Raw genomic sequence first — 19,924 nt, forward strand, 5'->3', positions numbered from 1 at the left:
AATAGTAAGAGCCTGGACACTATTATGAAATGGCAGCCACATTCAGCATACTGGTCATCGGCATTAACGTTCTTCACGTTTTTCCTGACTTGGTCGTTTTGCTACTCCCTATTTCCTTTATGGTTAAACCAAACCCTCGGGCTATCTGGAAAGGAAATAGGGGTAGTATTTGCCATCAATGCTATGGCTGCCTTACTCATTATGCCTGCATATGGTGTTCTGCAGGACCGCTTAGGTACGGGTAAACAACTTTTGTTTTTGTTGGGCATTCTCATGGCTAGCGTGGGGCCATTTTTTATTTTTGTTTACCAACCATTGCTGGAATCTAACTTCCTGGTTGGTGCCATTGCTGGAGCGGTGTACAGCGCGCTTACATTTGGTGCTGCAGTTGGAACGCTGGAGGCTTTCATTGAACGGATTGGCCGGCAACATAATGTAGAGTTTGGTAAAGCTAGGTTATGGGGATCACTGGGATGGGCCGTAGCAACTTTTATAGCAGGTGGGCTCTTTAACATCGACCCAAGGCTAAATTTTGCGTTTGCAACAGGCACAGGAATAATGTTCATACTTTGTCTGTTTTGGTTACCTACATCAACGAGTCAAACGTCATCGAAAACTAACAAAGTGGGTCTAAGTGATGTATGGGCGCTCTTCAAACTGAGCCGATTCTGGCGACTAAGCGTTTATGTTATGGGGGTGTCATGCCTCTATCAGATATACGATCAACAATTCCCTGTATACTTTGCCTCTTTGTTTTCTTCGCAAGAAGAAGGAAACCGGTTTTATGGCTATCTAAACTCGCTGCAAGTATTTGTCGAAGCAGGGATGATGTTTGTTGCGCCTTATATTGTTAATCGAATTGGACCAAAATACGGGCTTCTTTTAAGTGGGGCTATTATGGCTGTCCGTATGTTAGCGTCAGGTATGGTTGACGATCCCCTGTCCATTTCTCTGGTAAAGCTGTTGCATGCGTTGGAACTTCCTATCCTACTGGTTGCCATTTTCAAATACATAGTAGCCCACTTTGACGCAAGGTTATCGACAACAATTTATCTAATAGGGTTTCATCTTTTTACCCAGGTAGTGACAACATTGCTGTCGTCACTTGTTGGGAAGCTTTATGATGAGCTTGGATTTACAGATTCATATTTACTATTAGGTTGTGTGGTAACCGTGAATCTTGTTCTATCGTTCTGGCTGCTAGAGAATACAGGCCCCAAAACATACCAAAAAACTGCTAAAATGACTGGCGGTTAACAAAGGTAAACCGAGCCGCTTCTTTTGCTTTATCAGTTCGTTCCTCAAGTAAGTAATTAAATGCCCATTGGCCCATTTCATAGTGAGGGAGAGCCATAGTCGTCAAGCCTGGTTGTACAAGAGACGGTATAATGTCCCAATCATCGAAGCTTCCAATTCCAATATCCTTACCGACTTGAAGTCCCAAAGCTTGTGCGACAAAATAGACTTCCACTGCCATAGGGTCCTGACCGCATAAAATAGCATCTGGTTTGAAACTTTTTATCAATTCAGCGGCGCGTTTGCGGGTAACTGAACCCTCTTCATTCTCTTCACCGATAATCACAGACTCTATAACTAGGTTGTCTGAGCTTATTTTAGCGTCAGCAAATGCTTGCTCTACACCTTCTTTTCGAAGTTTCGCAGCGATAATATTTTCATTCAGGTTTAAAAATGCGATGCGCTTGTAGCCTTTGCGCAACATGTTTGCGGTAATTTCCCGTCCAGCTTCTTTTTCATCAGGAACAATTGAAGGGTATTGACCTTGACTGTCGAAGCAATTTGCTAAAACGGTGGGAATCTCGGAAAATTGAGAGGGGAGTGTCACCTCTCGGTGATACATAGCCGCGTAAATAATGCCTTCTGCACGGTGCTCAAAAAGATGATTTAACGCGCCCTCAGCACTGTATTTATTGACGTTTACGTTTAAAACCATCAACTCCTTATTGTTATTCCATGCTAGGTCTTGAGCTCCTCGAATAAGATCGAAAGTGTAAGGTACCCGTAGTAGCTCATCAGCAATAAAACCAATTACTCCAGACTTTTTCCTACGCGTCAATTGCGCTGCACGGTTTGGACGATACCCGAGTTCGTCAATTGCTTTAAGCACCTTTTCTCTATTTTTAGGCTTAACGGTAAGGTCGTTATTTACAACCCTGGAAACTGTTTTAAATGCGACGCCAGCGTGCGCAGCTACGTCCTTTATCGTCACCATGACAGATTATTCCCGACTTCAGTGCTTAATATTAATGTCCTAACGCTACACACTTTTGCATTCTTTTTCCATAAGGTGTTCACAAGACGAGGTTTTTTGAGCTGACCTCATAAATGTAAAAAAGTTGTTGAATAAATGTTTATATCCCATTAGCATAAAAAGACAACGTTGTTTATTTGGGTTGAATACCCACAGATTTGAACGTCAAAAAACGTGTACGGTTTTGACATAACTCATTAAAGTTAACAGAACATAGTGTAATTAAACGCTATGGAGGAAACCATGAAAACATCAAAGCCCTATCTTAGGGTGTGGAAATCATCAGGACTAATATTGCTAGTGGGTGCTTCGCTTTCAGCATGCTCTGATGAAGAATCAAAAAATAAGGTTGATGCTGAGCTAATTGTTTTACAGGAAGGGCAGAGCCCGTCGGATGTGATTGGTGGCGGAGGCACTCCTGAAGAGCAACAACCCAATGATGAGATTATTCTCACCGACAACCCAGAGAGTTCAGGCTTACCACTTTTTACCAACCCGGAAAATAGCGAACAAATTCTATCGGGCTTTGAATTTTGTTGTGGGCAATATAATACCTATGCTGAAAATGGCTATGGGGCAATAACAGGTGATTTTGACACACTAGATGGAGGCTTTTGGGGGGCCGATGTGGCTGGCGTTGTCGGTGAGCGTGTATTCTCTAGCTTTAGCGATGGCTTCACAAGTGACGACGAAGCGCTCGGCTGGATTGGTTTTAGTGCGACAGGAACAATGGAGAGCCCTTCTTTTGAACTTACTCACCGTTTTATAAACTTTCTTGTCGGTGGAGGCCACAATGGTATATCTGAGCCGAATACAACCGCTGTAGCACTGATTGTCGATGATGAAATTGTCCGTCAGGCTAGTGGCGACGATACTGAAATGAGCATGCGGTGGGTAAGCTGGGATGTTACCGATTACATTGGCACCAATGCGAGAATCCGTTTTATTGATCACCATCCCGATGATAATTCTGACGATGCTTTGCCCTATTTATTGGCAGATGAATTCAGAGTGTCAGAAGAGGCCGCTGCCGTACCAGAATTAGAAAGCAAAATGTTGGCGTCGGTGAATATTTCTGTAGAGCCTGAAATTGAGGGTATACCTGCATTTATTCGCGTTTCAGATCCTGATCAAAATATTGCTGGGTTTGAATTTTGTTGCGGGCAATTCAATACATACGCCAATCATGACTTCAGAGCGACAGGAGACATGGCCAACTTAGATGGTGGATGGTGGGCAGCAGATATTGTTAACCACCAAGGAGAGCGAATTTTTACCAGTCGTGGAGATGGTTTTACAGCCGACGGAACCGGACTAGGGTGGATTGGTGACGAGGCTACCGGCACGTTGAGCTCACCACCGTTTGACATTTCCCATAAATTTTTAAACTTTCTGATCGGCGGTGGTACCAACGGCTTTACTCATGAAAATGCCACAGCAGTGGTGCTGCGTGTAAACGGCAAGATAGTTCGCCAAGCAGTGGGCAACGGGCAAGAAGCTCAAGTTGACTGGCATACTTGGGATGTTAGTGCGCTGCAAGGTGAAACCGCAGTACTGGAAATTATCGACCAGCATCAAGGAGAAGATGACGGAAGCCTACCGTTTATCATGCTAGATGAAATCAGACTGGCTGATTTTGCGGCTATTGAGCCCAACCAAAGTGATTTTGTTAGCACGCCTGACGGCCATCATGTCGCTCTGCCTTTGGTCATGGCCGATCCAAACCCGTATTTCAAAGATGGCACTTTTTATATTTATTACCTAATCGACACTGCATTTCACGATTGGTATCTCACGAAAACAACTGATCTTCAAAGCGGAAGCTTTCCACAACGCGTAATTCAAGCTACCGGCGATGCCAACACGCAAGATCAGTGGACAGGCTCAGGAAGTGTTATTGAGGACGTAGATGGGCAAACTCATATCTTCTTTAATGGCCATAATGCAGAATTTAACCCTGTGGAAGCGGTTATGCATGCCGTAGCCACCGACAATACTCTGACAGACTTTGCTAAAGTTGCCGAAGATACGTTCACAGGAAGCAACGGATACAGCGATTTTGATTTCAGAGATCCGGAAGTATTCTGGAATGAGGATACGGGCAATTACTGGATGCTCATTACTACCCGCTATAACGAGCAAGCTGCAATTGGTCTGTATACCTCTGACAACCTTGCTACATGGACGCCACAATCGCCTTTATTCACTTTAGACACACCGCTTAATCTAGAGGTACCAGACTGGGTCGATTTTACAGACAACGAGTTTATACTGTTTTCAGACCAGAATGACGGTGAAAGAGATATTAAACACCTTGTGCAGTCCAGCTCTGGGTGGCAGCTTGGAGACTACACATCACTTGATGGTGAGTTCTTTTACGCAGGTCGAACCGCCTCCTCTGAAGAGGCAACGCTTATGTTCGGTTGGATACCGCACAAAGTCACTCGAACAAATGCGGGAGTAGGCACATTCGGTGGCGATTTGGCCATTCATCAACTAGTGCAAACCGCATCAGGCGAGTTGGCGGTGATAATGCCAGATGCTTACAAAACCGAGTTTGCCGAGGCAATTAACACTGATATCCAGGGGCACGAGGGGACCATTTCTGAAGATTCGCCTATTTCGTTAGTATCATCTTCTGCATTTGCGCTAGAAGCACTAGGCGAAAAGAACCGCCTATCCATGAATATAAGTAGTGAAAATGCAAATGGTAGGTTCGGCCTTTATTTTCCGACTGATGAAGAAACTGAGCAGGTTGCTAGAATTGAGTTCGACACCAACAGCAACCAGGCGTCGTTTTACTTTGGTGAGGTACCTCCGACAGGAGGCTCGAGCGTAACGCCAACACCTGCACTGGAAGGCGAACCGCTTTTTGCGAGAACAGAAGATCCTGAGCAAAATATCGCTGGTTTTGAGTTTTGCTGTGGTCAATACAATACATTAGCGGGTCATGAGTTCACAAACATCACGGGTGATTTCGTAGCACTTGACGGTGGTTGGTGGGGCGGCGACATCGCGAATAATGTGGGTGAAAGGGTGTTTTCAAGTTTTGGTGATGGCTTTGACGAAAACGGAAATGCGCTTGGCTGGATTGGTTATGGTGCTTCGGGAAGCGCGGACTCCCCAACATTTGAGATTACTAAGCCTTACATCAATTTTTTAATTGGCGGTGGCTCTAATCCATTTGATAATGAGAATGCAACTGCAGTTGTTCTAATTGTAGACGGTGAGGTTGTTCGCAGTCAGTCAGGCAGTGATGCAGAAAAGACTGCAGATGATAAGTTCTTGTTAGCGTGGGCGACGTGGGATGTTAGCGAGTTTATAGGGCAGACCGCCGTGATACGGTTAATAGACCTGCATTCGGATGACGGTTCAGATACTGCACTGCCATACCTAATCGCGGATGAGTTCAGAGCAGCAGACTTACCTGCGGTGAGTGAAGGCGAAGAAGTGAATGTAGGTAATATGGACGCACAAGTGTCAGTGCCGATGGACCTTGCCGCGGGCGTGCAGATTGATGTGTGGTTAGATCCGGAAACTGGCCTAGGTAGCGCCTATATCAATGACTTTAGAGCGTTGAGTTTTCGTTTATACGATCTTGAGTACCGTTCGGTAGGCGTTTACACTCGAGAGCAAGCGATATCAGTCAATAATTTACAACGGTTTGTAAAAAATTAGTGAGACAAAACCAGACCACGTTAACGTGGTCTGTTTTTTTTTAGTCTCGAAAAACGTTTAACTCTTAACGAAATAACACCCTACCAACCGACCAGCTATATCCCACTTTCTATTTTGCTCTACTTGAATAAAGTACGAGCGAGTGTGCGCATTGAAGAGAAATATGTACCCTTGATATTTTTGCGCGAATCGATAGCGCAGTAGTTCATGAACAGCCGTTACTATGTTCAGCAGTTCCAAGAGCCAATACCTAGTTTGCATCACTATTATGACGCTTAACTGGAGCGACTTTTAAAGGGGTTAAACTGAATATTCGCATTTCTGTATTTCCTCCAATTGACTCAACCGAAAGGTTCTTCGCGCTCGGGGGAGAAAATACTAGATTTGACAGTACAGCTTCACCGTCATTCGCAAAAACCTCGACCGAGGTCGTATCAACAATGATATCCAGCTTTATAATGCCGTTTCGTGCCTTTACCGTAGATTGTCTGACCTCTCGGTAAATCTCAGGCATCGCATCGGCTGCAGCATCCTTATCTCGCATGATAGCAACAGTGTTATTCGAAAAGTTGTACCCAACAACAACAAAGTTATCACCTTCTTCCTTTAATCTGAACTTTACTTCCCTGGCTTCTGAGGCTGCGTCAAGTTCAATCCTAAGCCGGTAGGCATCGGCTTTTGGCTGCGGGAGTATTGTTGTCGATGTTGTTGTTACCTTTACATCAGAACGCGACTCGCCAGCCCCCTCTAGTTTATCAACCGCAGCAATGGGCTGCGAGACAAGCTGCGGTTTACCATCAATCGACTTTAGCCTGATTCGACGAACGATTGAATGAGTTCCCCCTTGCCAGTCATCTGTCGGCAGATTGGTGGCATAAGCCCAATTATTGAGCCAACCAATAGCATAGCGAGCAGCGAGTTGTTCGGTCTCGCTCTGGCGTGGATCACTCCACGTTACTGCAGCGTAAAAGTCAGCGCCGGCGTCTAGCCATTGAGGTTCTTCACTATCCGCGGTGAAATGCTTTCCATCCCAATCTCCGATCCAATATAGGGTTCCCGTTGTCATGCCTTTTTTGAAGCCATTGGCACCGGTTGCTAAAACCCAGCGTGTTCTAGCGGGGTCACCATCAAGCGACATGCGGAAAAGGTCAGGACACTCCAAAATTCCAAGATCATTGCGCTCAAACCCAGACTGATAGGTCCAACGCTTTAAATCAGGCGACGTATAAAAGCCGATCTTGTGGCCTTCGGCTAGCACCATCAGCCATTCTTCACCCGCGTCATCCCAGATGATTTTAGGGTCGCGCCAATGTTCGGCGCCGGGATTATCCATGACAGGGTTACCTTTATACGCTTTGAAACGATAACCACCGTCGACAGATACGAAAAGTGACTGGCGCTGTATGCCCTCATGCTGTTGAGTCATGGTAGCGATAATAGCGCCAGAACCAAATCCTGCAGTGTTGTTAACGTCAATCACCGCGCTACCCGTCTCAATATCGCCAAGACCATTTTTGTACTTGTCTATCGCGACGCCGTGATCTTGCCAGTGTACAAGGTCCGTTGACGTAGTGTGGTACCACTCAGTACCGTTTCCTTCGGGGTAATCGGCATTGTAGAGATAATAGTAATGCCAGACACCGTCGATCATAATTGGACGCTGAGGGTCATTCATCCAGTGTTTAGCGGGTGTTAGGTGCACCGCGGGTCGATAAGGTGCCCACTCTGGTGAACGCAGAAATGTAGACGATTCTGCAGATAATGATGGTTTCAACCCGGAGTCCGGCACAGTTTTAGAACTGGATGCAGCGACCAGCGCTGCCGCTGAACAGCCTATCACTAACAGCGCGCAAATTGCTAAACGACTGCCAGATACAAACATTGAAATAGGGCGATGATTCATAATTCTCCTTACCGGAGTGTCGGCAATGAAGCAAAGTAATTCCGCAAGGGTACTCTGCGAACATATCAAATGAGATTGAGCACCAAGATACCAGTTTGCAAAGAGGGTAATTGCAGCATTGTGCAAATCGTCTTCTGCATAGTGGGAAAGCCTGAGCTCTATGTGAGATTATCGTGCAAAGTGTTACCAATGTACTTTTAGTTATCATGAACGAGTAAGACAGGAGAGGGTACACAGCCCTGTAGCCGTTGTTCCTCTCCTGATAAGCGCTGAATAAATTAATAAATTGCGTTATTACTTAAGTGGCTTGATCTTTCCGCCAGAATTAACATTCAGGTTTGCCGGGATATCGGCCCAACCACCCAGTCCATACCCGTTAACACCGTAAGAATAATCTACTGTTGATGAAGCGCCATCAATGTTGATCTTGACCGTAGGTGCAAGGGTACCGCCACGTCGGAAGTCTTCCTTAGTGCCGATAGTGTCAATGAATGACTGGATTAAACCTCCAGGCATTACGTAGTGCGAGTAAGACTGGAATTGTCCAGGGTGCTGGTTGTAGTCAGGCGCAAATGGCGTGCCTGGCCAATAATTAAGGTTTGTCGGGTTACCGAGCACTAGGCCAGATCCCTGATTCATCGGCTGGTAATCGCTACGAATACCATTGCCTACAAAGCCGTATACGCCTTCAGGACCAGTAATGCCTGCCGCGTAAGTGGTGCTGTGGCTAATAGTGAAAAGATAATACTTACCATCCTGCTGGTAGATCTGCGGGCGTTCGGTCTGGTCGGTTACACAGTTTGCAGACAGAATCGGAGGCAGGAATTCCCACTCGGTCAGGTCTTCGTTGGTGGCTCTGGCCAGACCCACATTACCGATCTGAAAAGGGGCACCTGATGCATTTACCTGAGTGACTGTCTCAGCATAAGGGTCGCCATCACGGTAGCCAAGGTCCTGTGCATCACACTGTGCAGTTGCACGGTTCATTGCCGAGTTGCCCTCAAATACCATATAGGTTTCTCCCGGATGAGCTGGGTCTTCGAAGGTAAACGGGTCGCGGAAGTTATAGTACGGGTTTTGCTCGGCATTCTGATAGTATTTGCCTTCCGCCTCAAGCAGTGACTTAACCTTATTGAAACCGGTGAATCTCACACCATTTTTATTTGCATGCACACGACCTACGCTTAGCGCGAGCCGAGAGTCGTAAGGCTTGATGTCTGGGCCACCATCTGGGTCACGGTAAAAGGCAACGTCAGTGAAAAACAGCTTAACTTCGCCACCTGGAAAAATACGGGCTGAACCTGACCATTGTGTCTGGTGACTATAAGACTGGTCTTCAAATATCTCACCGGTCACACCTTCATCAAACACTAGGCCGCCATAGGTCCAGCCTCCGTCTTCCGGACGCTGCTCAGCAGGAATTCCAGCCGGGCGGTAGAAGTATCCAATTTTCGCGAAAACGTGGCGATCGTCAAAGCCAAGGCTACGATCAGCAACCAAAGAGAAAATAATTTCCTGCCCGTTCACACTGTACTGATTCGCGTCGGCGTCAGTCAGAGGCCAAGAGTCCCATACCCAGACTTGTTCATTCGACATGTCGGGGAAATTCTGCGGAACGTCAGGCATTGTGTATTCTAAAGGCATTGAATTTTGACGTGAGCCTGCCGTTGGATCAGACATACGCTTGATCTGACGGGCGTCGGCTCGAGTCCATTTGGCAGTGAAGTTGCCCTGTGGCGAAAATGCTTCTTGCGTGTGAATCGTTGGCTCAGGCCCTGGTTGTAGATAGGGGTCTGCAACAGCAGCCGTCGTTATACCCAAAAATACCCCTAGAACTGAGAGGGCTGTCTTACTTATTTTACGATCCATTAATATCATTCTCCTTGATTAGTGTGTGCTTTCTAAATTGGAATGTGCACGAGTTTATTCCGTTCGTACCTTAATGCTGATCCACATCACTGCTCCTCGGCAACAAAGCGGAAAATAGGTGCTGTGATTAGCCTTGAGGTATGATTAATAATTACGAGCTACATACCGTAGAGATAGGGAGTGTATACTAAAGTACAAGTCAACTTAAACGATTAAGTTTAAAGATATTTATAAGACTTTGTAATAGATAAGAATTTAAATAACAAATAAATTGTCTTTAGATTTTTTTTGAAATTTTCATGGGGATTTTTGCCATTTTTATTTTTTAAACTATTTATAAATTTATTTTTAAAGGGTTAATATTATGATTCTATTGCATTTATTTTATTGGTGAATGAGTGATGTGTTAAAGCTATGATAAATCTATTTTTATGCGAAAAAAATTATATTAAGTTGGATTACTATTTTAATCCTTTTGATGATTCATAATGTAAAATTGACTTAATCGTTTAAGTTTTTTGTAATTTTTTCATTATTTAAATGTTTCTTATTTTGATGTGAGTATTTTTTGGCGAAGCAGGTTTCGCCTGTAATTTACCCTTATAAGATTCAGATAACAGCTTTTCTGTAAGATATCAATGAACTGTGTTTAAAGTATTAACTTGGGAATGCGGCGGATAAATAATGCCAGTATAGCCAAATAACTATTTACCTAATGCTTAAGAGTGTTGTGCGAGAGTCAATTCAAAACTAAAACACGTTCCGTGACCTAGCTGGCTTTCTACCTGTAAATCCGAATTCAGCAGCGCCATCAGCTTTTTACAAATAGCTAATCCTAACCCCACGTGGCTAAGGCTACCTTTCTCTGTATTGCTAGCTTGATATCTAGCATCGAAGATAAACGCAATTTCCTTGTCGCTTATACCTACGCCAGTATCAATAATATCTACCCGTAATTTTTCATCAAAAATAGTGACTTTTAGGTCAATGCTTCCATTGGGGTGCGTGTGACGTATCGCGTTGGCAATTAGGTTAGTAAGCACCCGTTCAAGCTTTCCAATGTCTGCAAATACGTGATACTCGAAATGATTGGGAATAACGCGAATAGTAATGTCTTTTTGCTTTGCATCTAGCTCAAACTTTGCTGCTACATCGTGAAGTAATTCTCCTAACGGAAATGACTCTTGATGCAGCATTACTTGGCCGCCCTCTAAGTACGCCAACTCAAATATCTGGTCGATGAGATGCTTTAGGTTTTTGGCATTCTTTAACGACACATCAATAAAGTACTGTTTATCCTCATTCGATAGGCTATCAGCGTTAATCGCCAAAGTTTCGATATAGCCCTGCAAACTTGCCAAAGGGGTTCGCAGGTCGTGGGATAAGTCGGCCAGCAGCACGCGCCTTTGGCTATCAATCTTATTTAATTGCGTAAACTGATCATCAATGTGCAATAGCATATCGTGAAAGCCACATCCTAGGCGGTCTATCTCGTTGGTACTGTTTTTGTCCCACTTGGCTAAAACGGGCATTAACTTTTCTCGGTCAAATTCAGCTTTACATACCTTATCCATGTCATCACTTAAGCGCCTAAGGGGGTGAGTGAAATATTTAAAAAGGATCAAAAGCACGGTTAATAGCAAAGCCATACCCACAAACATAAACAACGCCACTTCTCGCATGCTTTGGCTGTTTTTCAAATTAGCAAGAATGGAGTCGTAACGCTCACCGCCAATAATCACATACAAGTAGCCTTGAAGCGTGTCTTGCTTGTACACAGGGGCGGCTGAAAATATCTTATGCTGGTCTAGGTTTCTCGGGTCATCCCCTAAAATAGGTAATTCAATGTCGGTATTAACTAATTGAAGAATGGGGGGTAGATCGATTTTCTTTGCCTTTACCTTACCCGGCTCTGCTGAGTAGGTAAGAATGTCACCTTGCGGACTGAGATAATAAAATTCGAAGTTAGGGCCCAAAATCATCAACGTGTGAAATAGATTCTCTAACGCTTTATAGTCGTAAACCCCTTCTTCGAGCAGCGGATTGTCGCCAACTAAATGCTCAGCCAAACCAATGTGGAGTCTTTGCTCAGCTTCTTCTTGGGTTCGCTGTTGCAGTAAATTCGTGACGTAAAAGCAGGCAACAATAACGACCATAAATACGCCAACTACATACAGCGCAAGGCGAGGATAAAAACTGAGTTTCATTGGTTTGTTCCTTATGAGCCCACACCTTGTGGATTGAATTTATAGCCAACGCCCCACACGGTTTGCACTATTTGGGGCGCGGTGGCGTCGTTTTCCAATTTAAATCGCAGCCGGTTGATGTGAGAGTTAACGGTATGCTCATACCCGCTATGGTGGTACCCCCACACCGACTCAAGCAGCTGACTTCGACTGAACACCTGTCCAGGATGACTGGCTAAATGATGAAGTAATTCAAATTCGGTAACGGTAAGTACTAATTCTTTTCCCTGCAAAAAGACTTCATGACTCTGCTGGTCAATGGTAAGGCTTCCGATGGTTAATGAAGTGGTAGGTTTTTGCTGGCTGTTTTGAGTATTCTGATTGTTTAACAGGGCGTGAAATTTCCGCAGTTGTGAGCGCACCCTGGCCTGTAGCTCCCGCACACTGAAGGGTTTGGTCATATAATCGTCGGCGCCCAGCTCTAACCCTAACACTCTGTCGGTTTCCGACGTTTTTGAGGTAAGCATTATGATAATTTGCATCGGAAGTGCTTCCCGCACCTGTCGGCAAATATCTAAGCCATTGAGCGATGGCAGCATAACGTCTAATATCACAATGGCGTATTCACCAGTCAATGCGCTTTTAAGTGCTGCTTTGCCATCAGATTGGTGCTCAATGTTCACCCCCAACTCTTGCAAATTGACTCTCATAAGGTTTGCTATATCCAGATCGTCTTCAACGATTAATATTGTGTCAGTCATCCGAGGCGTTCCGCGCGGTAAAAATAAGTAGAACGATGAAAAGGCGTTAATCTTTCATCCGATTAACGCTTTTATTTCGGGAGTCGGTTTGTGTCAGGGCATTTGGTGGCATTTCTATCCAGTGCTGGTGCCAATTGCCCCTAGGAACACATTCACATTACTCAGTTCGGGTAATGTGAATGCGGATAACTGGATTGTCGAACTTGTGCTGTGAGGACAGCGCAGACTGCGACAGTCCGTCATCACCGCTCACTACCCCCGGATGCATCGAAATATAGCCAGTGTCATCGCGCTGGGCATTAAACCCTTCTCCGTTTGCAGCGGGTCCAGGCATTGTTGCCGCACTTTCAGAATTCGATTCCGTACCAGAATCATAAGCAGGGCGAGAAGTAATGTAGGTTTCGCCAACCTCAAGGCTGGATAAGTTCCATTTGCTAATTCCCGTAAAGGCGTCATTGGTATTGACCAACATGGTTGCAATAGTGAGATTGGCATCTGTCACATCATCCACTGTCACACTTATCGTTTGCGAATCGCCAGGCGGTATAGGGCCCGTGCCTCCTGCGCTTGCTACACCTTGGTTAAGAAAGTCTGTAGCGTCGCCACCTTCGGCTATGCGCTCTAGCTCAACAGAGGCGACGTCACCAACCTGCCATAGCGTATCGTCACCATGTAATACAACAGCGGGTGGAGACAAGGGCTGTGCATTGGTCAAATTGGTTACAGTAACTTCATAGCTTACGGGCACTGGCGGTGGAATTTCTGCCGGTACTTCAACAATCACTTCTCTGGTTTCGTCATCACCACAAGCGGCAAGTAAAAAAGGGATTAGCAATACAATAGCTTTTCGAACATGTTTTGTCTTTTCTTGAAATAAATTGGTCATATCCTGCTCCTTATCGCACCGTTACGGTGACTTTCGCTACAGGGTTTAACCAGCGATGAACGGCATTGTTTACGTCGCTTGCGCCTTCAGTTAACGAATCATCGCCAATGTTTCCTCTGTGTATATGAACAGTTTGGTTAATGTCTGCTCCGGCAACGCCGGTTCCGCCAGTGCCCAACATGTCTTCTAACGGCGGTGGAACAGGCATTCCTGCTTCTCCTAATGCGCCACTACCGCGCAATTCGTCATTGGCCTCTGTGCCTGCATCATAAGCATTGAGATAAACGGTGTAAGTGCCCGCTTCTGTTGGAATTTGCCAGTTGTCTAACCCAATAAAACCGTCGTTAGATGGAAGCACCATAGCAACGACAGACAACACGACGTTGCTATCAGCTGTCATAATATCTGCTGATGCTGTCATAGTTGGGGCTAACAATCCGCCTGCTGGGTTAGCGATAACATCGGCACCAATGGCGTCGACGATGGTTGCAATACCCTCTAAACTGCCGCCTTCTGCCATCATTTGTAACTCGGTACTTGCCGTTTCACCCACCTCAAAAAGGCTGGCGTCTGCAGAGTGTGCAACGGCTGCAATGGGGGTGAAATACAAGCCGTGAGTTAAGTTTTGAATTTCTACAGTTAAATCGGCGGCAACACCGTGTTGGGCTGTAAAAGCTAATAACGCTGCGGTAGTAAGTTTACTTAATCGTTTCATGGGTATTTCCTCAGTTATCAAAAAGCTCTTATGAACAAGCTCTTATGAACAAGTTCTTGCAAGTAGGCGCTCATGTCTTAGCAATACTGAGGGTTAAATGTCACAAAAGTATCCCGAAAATCAGACAAATCTCTTCTCTTGATATAACAACTATTGCAGTGGTTTTCACTGCACACATTTCCATCATCCAACCAATATCAACAAAAAATAGCGATCCACTGCTGCGAACACCCGTAGGAATTAGCGTACAAGTTGTTTCAAAATGACAAGGAGGAAAGATGAAAGACATGCCACAGTTGGGAATGGGAACATTTCGTTTAGAAGCCGAGCAGGCAAGGCAAGCAGTTAGCGATGCACTCGAAGTAGGGTTTCGCCATATCGATACTGCACAGTTTTACGGTAATGAATCTGAGGTAGGCGATGCTATTCAAACCAGTGGGTTAAAACGCGCCGACTTTTTCGTTACTACCAAAGTTTGGTATGAATCATTAGGTGAAGATCAATTCATGGCAAGTGTCCATGAAAGCTTAGAAAAGTTAAAACTCGAATATGTAGATTTACTTCTTATACATTGGCCGTATCCAGGCAATGATATAACCCTTGAGAGTTACTTAAATCGTTTAAAACAAGCGAAAGAACTCGGGTTGGCTCGACATATTGGCGTATCTAACTTTACGATAGATCAGCTCGACCAAGCAGAGAAAATCTTAGGTAAAGGTGAAATCTACACCAACCAAATAGAAGTGCATCCTTTTATGCAAAACCGCGCAGTAGCACAAGCGTGCAGAGAAAAGGACATTAAGGTAACTGCCTACATGCCATTTGCGGTGGGTAAGGTGATGCACGATGATACGCTCGCAGCGATTGCTAAGAAATATGATGCTTCTGCCGCTCAGGTGGTTTTATCATGGATGGAGAAACGCCATATATATGCAATACCTTCATCAACCAGCAAAACACATCTGGCAGAAAACCTAGCCTATGGTGGCGTGCAGCTATCTGATGAAGAGTTAGAGGCAATTGATGAACTGGATAATGGCGAGCGGATTGTCGATCCTGACTTTGCTCCCAAATGGGATTAAAAAAGTAAAGTACTGAATAGTTAGACTAACAAAGCGTTAGTTACAAAAAGACAATGCAAAATAAAGAGTAGCGATTGGACAGGGCATGTAACAGATTCTGCCTCTTGCTACTCTTTTCTCCGCTCACTATTACCTTTAGCTAATTGCTCTCGCCTTCGCTTTTCAAAGAGAGTGAGAAAATTCAGTAAGTAAAACAATTAAGCTCACTAATTTCTCCAAACCTCTAATTCTGCCAAGCCTTTAATTATTCCAAAGCAATTGACTAAATTTTGATGGCCTACCCTCATCGGTTGAGAGACAGTTTTACTCCAGCCAGTAAGCGAGTAACGCCTCCGACAGTGTCCACCCTCACAAACCAGTCGGTATCGTGCTGTCTAGACAACACACTGCTAAATTCCACAGAGCCACCGTGTCCGGTGCCTAAAAAGTCTTCAGTAAGCTCTACGCGGTCGCCAAAACCATCGTCCACATAAGAGTAGTAAGCGAAGTACTCAATGGGGTAGGGCAGGGCCACACGTTCTCCAGAGAATTCGCCACTCATACCGGCAACAAATTTATTTGCTGATGCATCAATGCGCTGCACGTTTTCAAAAAACAACGTGTTGTCACTGGAATAGTTAAAGCGATATTCAGCACGCAGGAAATCACCACGTAGCATTCTCTCTATGCTGGCTTCATAGCTGTGCCGCTGACCCATTCGTGCTGAGTATTCAACTTCAAAGTAGTTGTCATCGCTGTTTCCTTTGCCAATGTCTAACGCATGGTTCGCTTGTTCATTAGCAAGTTGCCCTACAACAACTTCTATGGCGCTATTATTGCGAAGAGAACGAACGTGTCGAAAGCCAGTTATCCACCCATCTTTCGATAGCCCTGTAGAAGAAACTCGGCCTTTGTACGTAGGTATTATTCCAAATTCTGTCTTTCCGTACTCACTTTCATGACGGGCATAAAGTCGCCTAGCGTAGAGGTAATCGGTGTTGCTACTGCCAATAGTATTGTGGCTTGAAGAAAATCCGTCACCTGTTACAACAAAGCTATGCAGCGACCACGCTTTTGATAGCGAAACGGAAGGGTAATAGCGAAAGCGATACTGCTCTCGACTAGGTCTATTCGAGCGATTGTCATAACGCAGCTGAATATCTAGCTTTTGTGAAAACTTCACTGAATCAGCACTTGTGGTGGTATCGGCTGCTGCACTTTCCTCATTTGCCGCACTTGCCGCAGTTGTTAAAAGCGCAAGCAATACCATCATAACAGCTAGGCTAAAAAGGGTACTGAGCCTATTGAGTAAAGTCCTATCCACACATGTTCCTTGTCATTAATTGTCACCTATAACACGCAGCGTAGAAGGTGAACCGACGCACTATTGCGCGAATCAACGCGCGCTTTATTGCGATTTCTACTGCAGAAAAAAACGTATGTTACACGTTATTAGGGAAAGAATCGTTGCGCCAAGCTGATTAAGTTACTGTGAATAACCCAACGATGACCTTTCTGCTCAAATAATGAGATAGAGGCTGGGTCTGGTAGGCCATAGTAATTGGCTTGTGAGTTGTCTTGCGGTATCGAAACTAGCGCCACGCTGTCTGTTATACGTTTTGTCGCGGCGATCATGGCATCTAAGCCTGCAGGGTAAATGGCAAGCATGTTGTCAAAGTAGGACAGGTTGTAATCAGTTTTGATAGGATGGGTAGATAATATATCGCCCGTATCAATACCCCCATCTTGTATGCGATGTAACGTGCACCCTATATGAGATTCGTCCCTTAGCATAGCCCAAAATGTTGCCATAATTCCGCGGTACTGTGGCAATAATCCCGAGTGCAGATTGAGTACTCCGTGTTTGGGCAAGCAAAGGGCGGGGTTTTTTAAAATACGGCCAAAGCGCACCGACAATATTAAATCGGGTTTGCACCGCTCTAATACAGAAAGGCCGTTACCTTCGTTAATCTCTGACACGAGATGGATGTCGATACCACGCTGTTGCATGGCGTCGAATGTGAGAAGTCTCGGTGTTTCATAGCCTTCTTTTTCACAAGCCTCTTTTCCACAAGTTTCTTTCCCAGAAGCTTTTTGCCCAGAGATTAGCGCAGGAAAAAGAATTTCAGTGAATAGTGTGTTTTCGTAGAATGACAACGCCTCAAGCGCTTTAGGGTGATGGCTTTTGCCACCTACCTGCGCTGTCATTAGCACACTAAAATGATGTTCGGGCAGGGCCGTGATAAGACGATTTGCGGCCAAATTACTAGCAATATCTAAGTTGCAAAGAAGTGTAATGCGCATAATCGTCCTTTCAAAACGGCTTCAATGAAGTGTTTTAACTAGGGCGGATGCCGTTACTACACCGCTAATCTCATTCCTAGCAACACCAACATAACCACGTTAGCAATAATACCAATTAAAAAGAAGTAGCTTCGTGGGCTTGGGTTCTTTTCGGTGGCAATGGCATAGTAAAGTGCCATGTGAATGACTCTCGCGATAACATAAACCCATACACAAAGCGCAAAAACTGGGCTTTGATAATTAATAACAAAAGCAAATAACACAGTACCTATAAATAAAGCACTGTTTTCAAGCGTATTGTGAAACGTGCGATGCGCTCTAAAGACAAAACTATCGTGTGATAAATCGTCATCTATTTTGCCTGGAACTGCATGGGGTTGTTTCGCTTTGCTCACCGTTGCAACGCCCCACTGCACGAGTAAAAGTACTAAATACAAATAGAAGGCGAAGTAAGCTGAAAATGTGATGTCTGTCATGGATAAATCCTTTACTGAGTTTTCCGTGTTTTGCGGTAGTCGCAACCCTTATAAGGTGATTAAAAATAACGCTGCAAAAAACAGGTTATTGAAAGCACTTTGTAAAAAGCTCTGTGCAAAAAGTACTTTGTAAAAAATACTGTGCAAAAAGCACGCCTCTATTATTAGCAGCGTTTTACTCGCTTACAGCGCAAAACCACCGAATGCTGCTGTAATATATTCCAAATTACTTATAAAAATTACACGGGAATGCCGGAATTATCCACGTCGCATCAAGGGTGTAGGACGTTTCTCACTCGCAAAAACGCCGATGTGGACGGGAAGATGGACAACTATGAAAGGAGCCCTCTGAGCAACTATTTAGGCTTGGCTGAGAGCTATTTGTATAGTTAGTAACAATAGTGAATAGCTGAATATGATAATCGCTAAATAAACGGCAGCAGAACATGGCTTAAATCTTGTAGGCTATTAAGTATATGAGGGTGTCAGCAGGTTGTAAGTAAAGCCTTTAATAGAACTTTTCTGACAAAGCGATTCAACAAGCAATTAAGCGTGCGCAGCGATAGACAAGCAGCGTGCTCGGGGATAAACAAGTAGTTCAAGTAGAACAGTGTACGAAAACTTACCTTGATAAAACGCTCAGTAAAAGTCGCGGTTAGAATAACTAGGATTCATAAGAAAAAATGCAATTAATTTATGTTGACGACAATTTACCCGGCATATCTCGAAAGCCAAAGGGAAAGCAATGGCAGTATTTCGATCCGATCGGAAAATCCATACAAGATGCAGATGTTATTGATAGGCTAAATAGCTTAGCGTTTCCGCCAGCCTATAAAAATGCGTGGTTCTGCCCTGAAGAAAACGGCCATATTTTAGCGACTGGGTTTGATAGCAAAGGGCGCAAGCAGTACCGTTATCATCCGGAATTTAGAGCTCAGCAGGAAGCAAAAAAGTATGAAGCCTGCGGTGTTTTTGGTAATAAGTTACCGCTTCTTAGAGCGCAATTAGAATCTGACTTACAGGGTGACGAGCTTAATGTTCAGCGCACGTTGGCTGCGGTGGTCAGGTTAATGGATTTAGGCGCCTTGAGAGTTGGCAACGAACGCAACGTTAAGCAAAACAAAAGTTACGGTGCCACTACGCTTCGCACCCGTCACGCAAAACTAACCGGTAAAACCATTCAGCTAAACTACCGTGCTAAGTCTGGAAAGGAGCGAGAAGTCAATATCACCGACAGAGTACTTAGCCATGTAATTAAAGAGCTGCAGGATTTGCCCGGTCAGCACCTTTTTCAATATATAGATGGCTCAGAGCGCACCAACGTGACATCAGGTGAAGTTAACCAATACATTCAAGAGGTCATGGGTGAATCGTTTAGTGCCAAGCACTTTAGAACGTGGCGAGCCAGTGTGATTGCATTTGAAGAACTGGCTAATGCAAAAGGCGAACTTACCCTTAAAAGCATGCTCGATACGGTGTCTTCTCAACTTGGTAACACGCCAGCCATTGCGCGTAATTCTTATGTGCACCCTGAGTTAATTACGCTGTGTAAAGAAGATGGGGCAACCCAACAGGCATGGAGAAAGTCTTTAACTTTACCGAGAAAAACGAAATATTTAAGCCGCGCAGAGCGAGGCTTTTTAGCATTTTTAGAGCGCTAGCCCTACAGCTATAATTAAGCTCGTACCTCCAAGATACAGCAGCTTTAACTTCACCTGACACTTTAACTTATAGATTTAGACGCCATATGACTGGTGGCTTGAGACAAGAACCGGAAGTTCAAAGGTACTTTATTGACTTAGGTTTTATTATGTTT

The 19,924-nt window shown here is 44.6% G+C and carries 14 protein-coding genes; 4 read left to right on the plus strand and 10 right to left on the minus strand.

Annotation, left to right across the window (positions count from 1 at the left end; all coding sequences use genetic code 11):
* The first annotated feature begins 24 nt into the window (after positions 1-24).
* A complete protein-coding gene (locus AC27HD_RS11815; RefSeq protein ID WP_487106051.1) occupies positions 25-1,257 on the plus strand; it encodes an oligosaccharide MFS transporter in 1,233 nt (410 codons plus the stop codon).
* On the opposite strand, the gene AC27HD_RS11820 is transcribed toward AC27HD_RS11815, so the two are convergent.
* A complete protein-coding gene (locus tag AC27HD_RS11820; RefSeq protein ID WP_487106053.1) occupies positions 1,238-2,230 on the minus strand; it encodes a LacI family DNA-binding transcriptional regulator in 993 nt (330 codons plus the stop codon). The genes AC27HD_RS11815 and AC27HD_RS11820 overlap by 20 nt on opposite strands.
* Before the next feature lie 282 nt (positions 2,231-2,512).
* Here AC27HD_RS11820 and AC27HD_RS11825 point away from each other — a divergent pair, with 282 nt between their 5' ends.
* Positions 2,513-5,947 (plus strand): hypothetical protein, encoded by a 3,435-nt coding sequence (locus tag AC27HD_RS11825; protein WP_487106055.1) that lies wholly within the window; start codon positions 2,513-2,515, stop codon positions 5,945-5,947.
* Between the two features lie 250 nt (positions 5,948-6,197).
* Here the strand turns inward: AC27HD_RS11825 and AC27HD_RS11830 are convergent, their stop codons facing one another.
* From AC27HD_RS11830 to AC27HD_RS11855, 6 genes are all read right to left on the minus strand, one after another.
* Complete coding sequence (locus AC27HD_RS11830; RefSeq protein WP_487106057.1) at positions 6,198-7,850, minus strand: glycoside hydrolase family 32 protein; 1,653 nt, start codon at positions 7,848-7,850, stop codon at positions 6,198-6,200.
* 294 nt (positions 7,851-8,144) lie between these two features.
* A complete protein-coding gene (locus tag AC27HD_RS11835) occupies positions 8,145-9,719 on the minus strand; it encodes a glycoside hydrolase family 68 protein (protein ID WP_487106059.1) in 1,575 nt (524 codons plus the stop codon).
* Between the two features lie 719 nt (positions 9,720-10,438).
* Positions 10,439-11,926 (minus strand): sensor histidine kinase, encoded by a 1,488-nt coding sequence (locus AC27HD_RS11840; RefSeq protein WP_487106061.1) that lies wholly within the window; start codon positions 11,924-11,926, stop codon positions 10,439-10,441.
* An 11-nt stretch (positions 11,927-11,937) separates the two neighbouring features.
* Positions 11,938-12,666 (minus strand): winged helix-turn-helix domain-containing protein, encoded by a 729-nt coding sequence (locus tag AC27HD_RS11845; RefSeq protein WP_487106063.1) that lies wholly within the window; start codon positions 12,664-12,666, stop codon positions 11,938-11,940.
* 157 nt (positions 12,667-12,823) lie between these two features.
* Complete coding sequence (locus AC27HD_RS11850; RefSeq protein ID WP_487106065.1) at positions 12,824-13,552, minus strand: spondin domain-containing protein; 729 nt, start codon at positions 13,550-13,552, stop codon at positions 12,824-12,826.
* A 10-nt stretch (positions 13,553-13,562) separates the two neighbouring features.
* A complete protein-coding gene (locus AC27HD_RS11855) occupies positions 13,563-14,267 on the minus strand; it encodes a spondin domain-containing protein (RefSeq protein ID WP_487106067.1) in 705 nt (234 codons plus the stop codon).
* A 278-nt stretch (positions 14,268-14,545) separates the two neighbouring features.
* On the opposite strand from AC27HD_RS11855, the gene dkgB reads away from it, so the two are divergent.
* A complete protein-coding gene (gene dkgB / locus AC27HD_RS11860; protein WP_487106069.1) occupies positions 14,546-15,349 on the plus strand; it encodes a 2,5-didehydrogluconate reductase DkgB in 804 nt (267 codons plus the stop codon).
* A 283-nt stretch (positions 15,350-15,632) separates the two neighbouring features.
* Here dkgB and AC27HD_RS11865 read toward each other — a convergent pair whose 3' ends face one another.
* From AC27HD_RS11865 to AC27HD_RS11875, 3 genes are all read right to left on the minus strand, one after another.
* Positions 15,633-16,652, minus strand: a complete 1,020-nt coding sequence (locus tag AC27HD_RS11865) for a hypothetical protein (protein WP_487106071.1) — start codon at positions 16,650-16,652, stop codon at positions 15,633-15,635.
* Positions 16,653-16,780: 128 nt separating this feature from the next.
* Positions 16,781-17,632, minus strand: coding sequence for a formyl transferase (locus tag AC27HD_RS11870; protein WP_487106073.1), 852 nt, complete (start codon positions 17,630-17,632; stop codon positions 16,781-16,783).
* A gap of 56 nt (positions 17,633-17,688) precedes the next feature.
* The gene (locus AC27HD_RS11875; protein WP_032096976.1) at positions 17,689-18,108 is read right to left on the minus strand and encodes an MAPEG family protein; all 420 of its coding nucleotides are present in this window, start codon (positions 18,106-18,108) and stop codon (positions 17,689-17,691) included.
* Positions 18,109-18,791: 683 nt separating this feature from the next.
* Between AC27HD_RS11875 and AC27HD_RS11880 the strand changes: the two genes are divergently transcribed.
* Entirely contained in the window at positions 18,792-19,769 is a 978-nt protein-coding gene (locus AC27HD_RS11880; RefSeq protein ID WP_487106075.1) for a DNA topoisomerase IB, read from the plus strand.
* The last annotated feature ends 155 nt before the right edge of the window (positions 19,770-19,924 follow it).

The organism is Alteromonas sp. 4NS20-0143 (genome assembly GCF_057542855.1).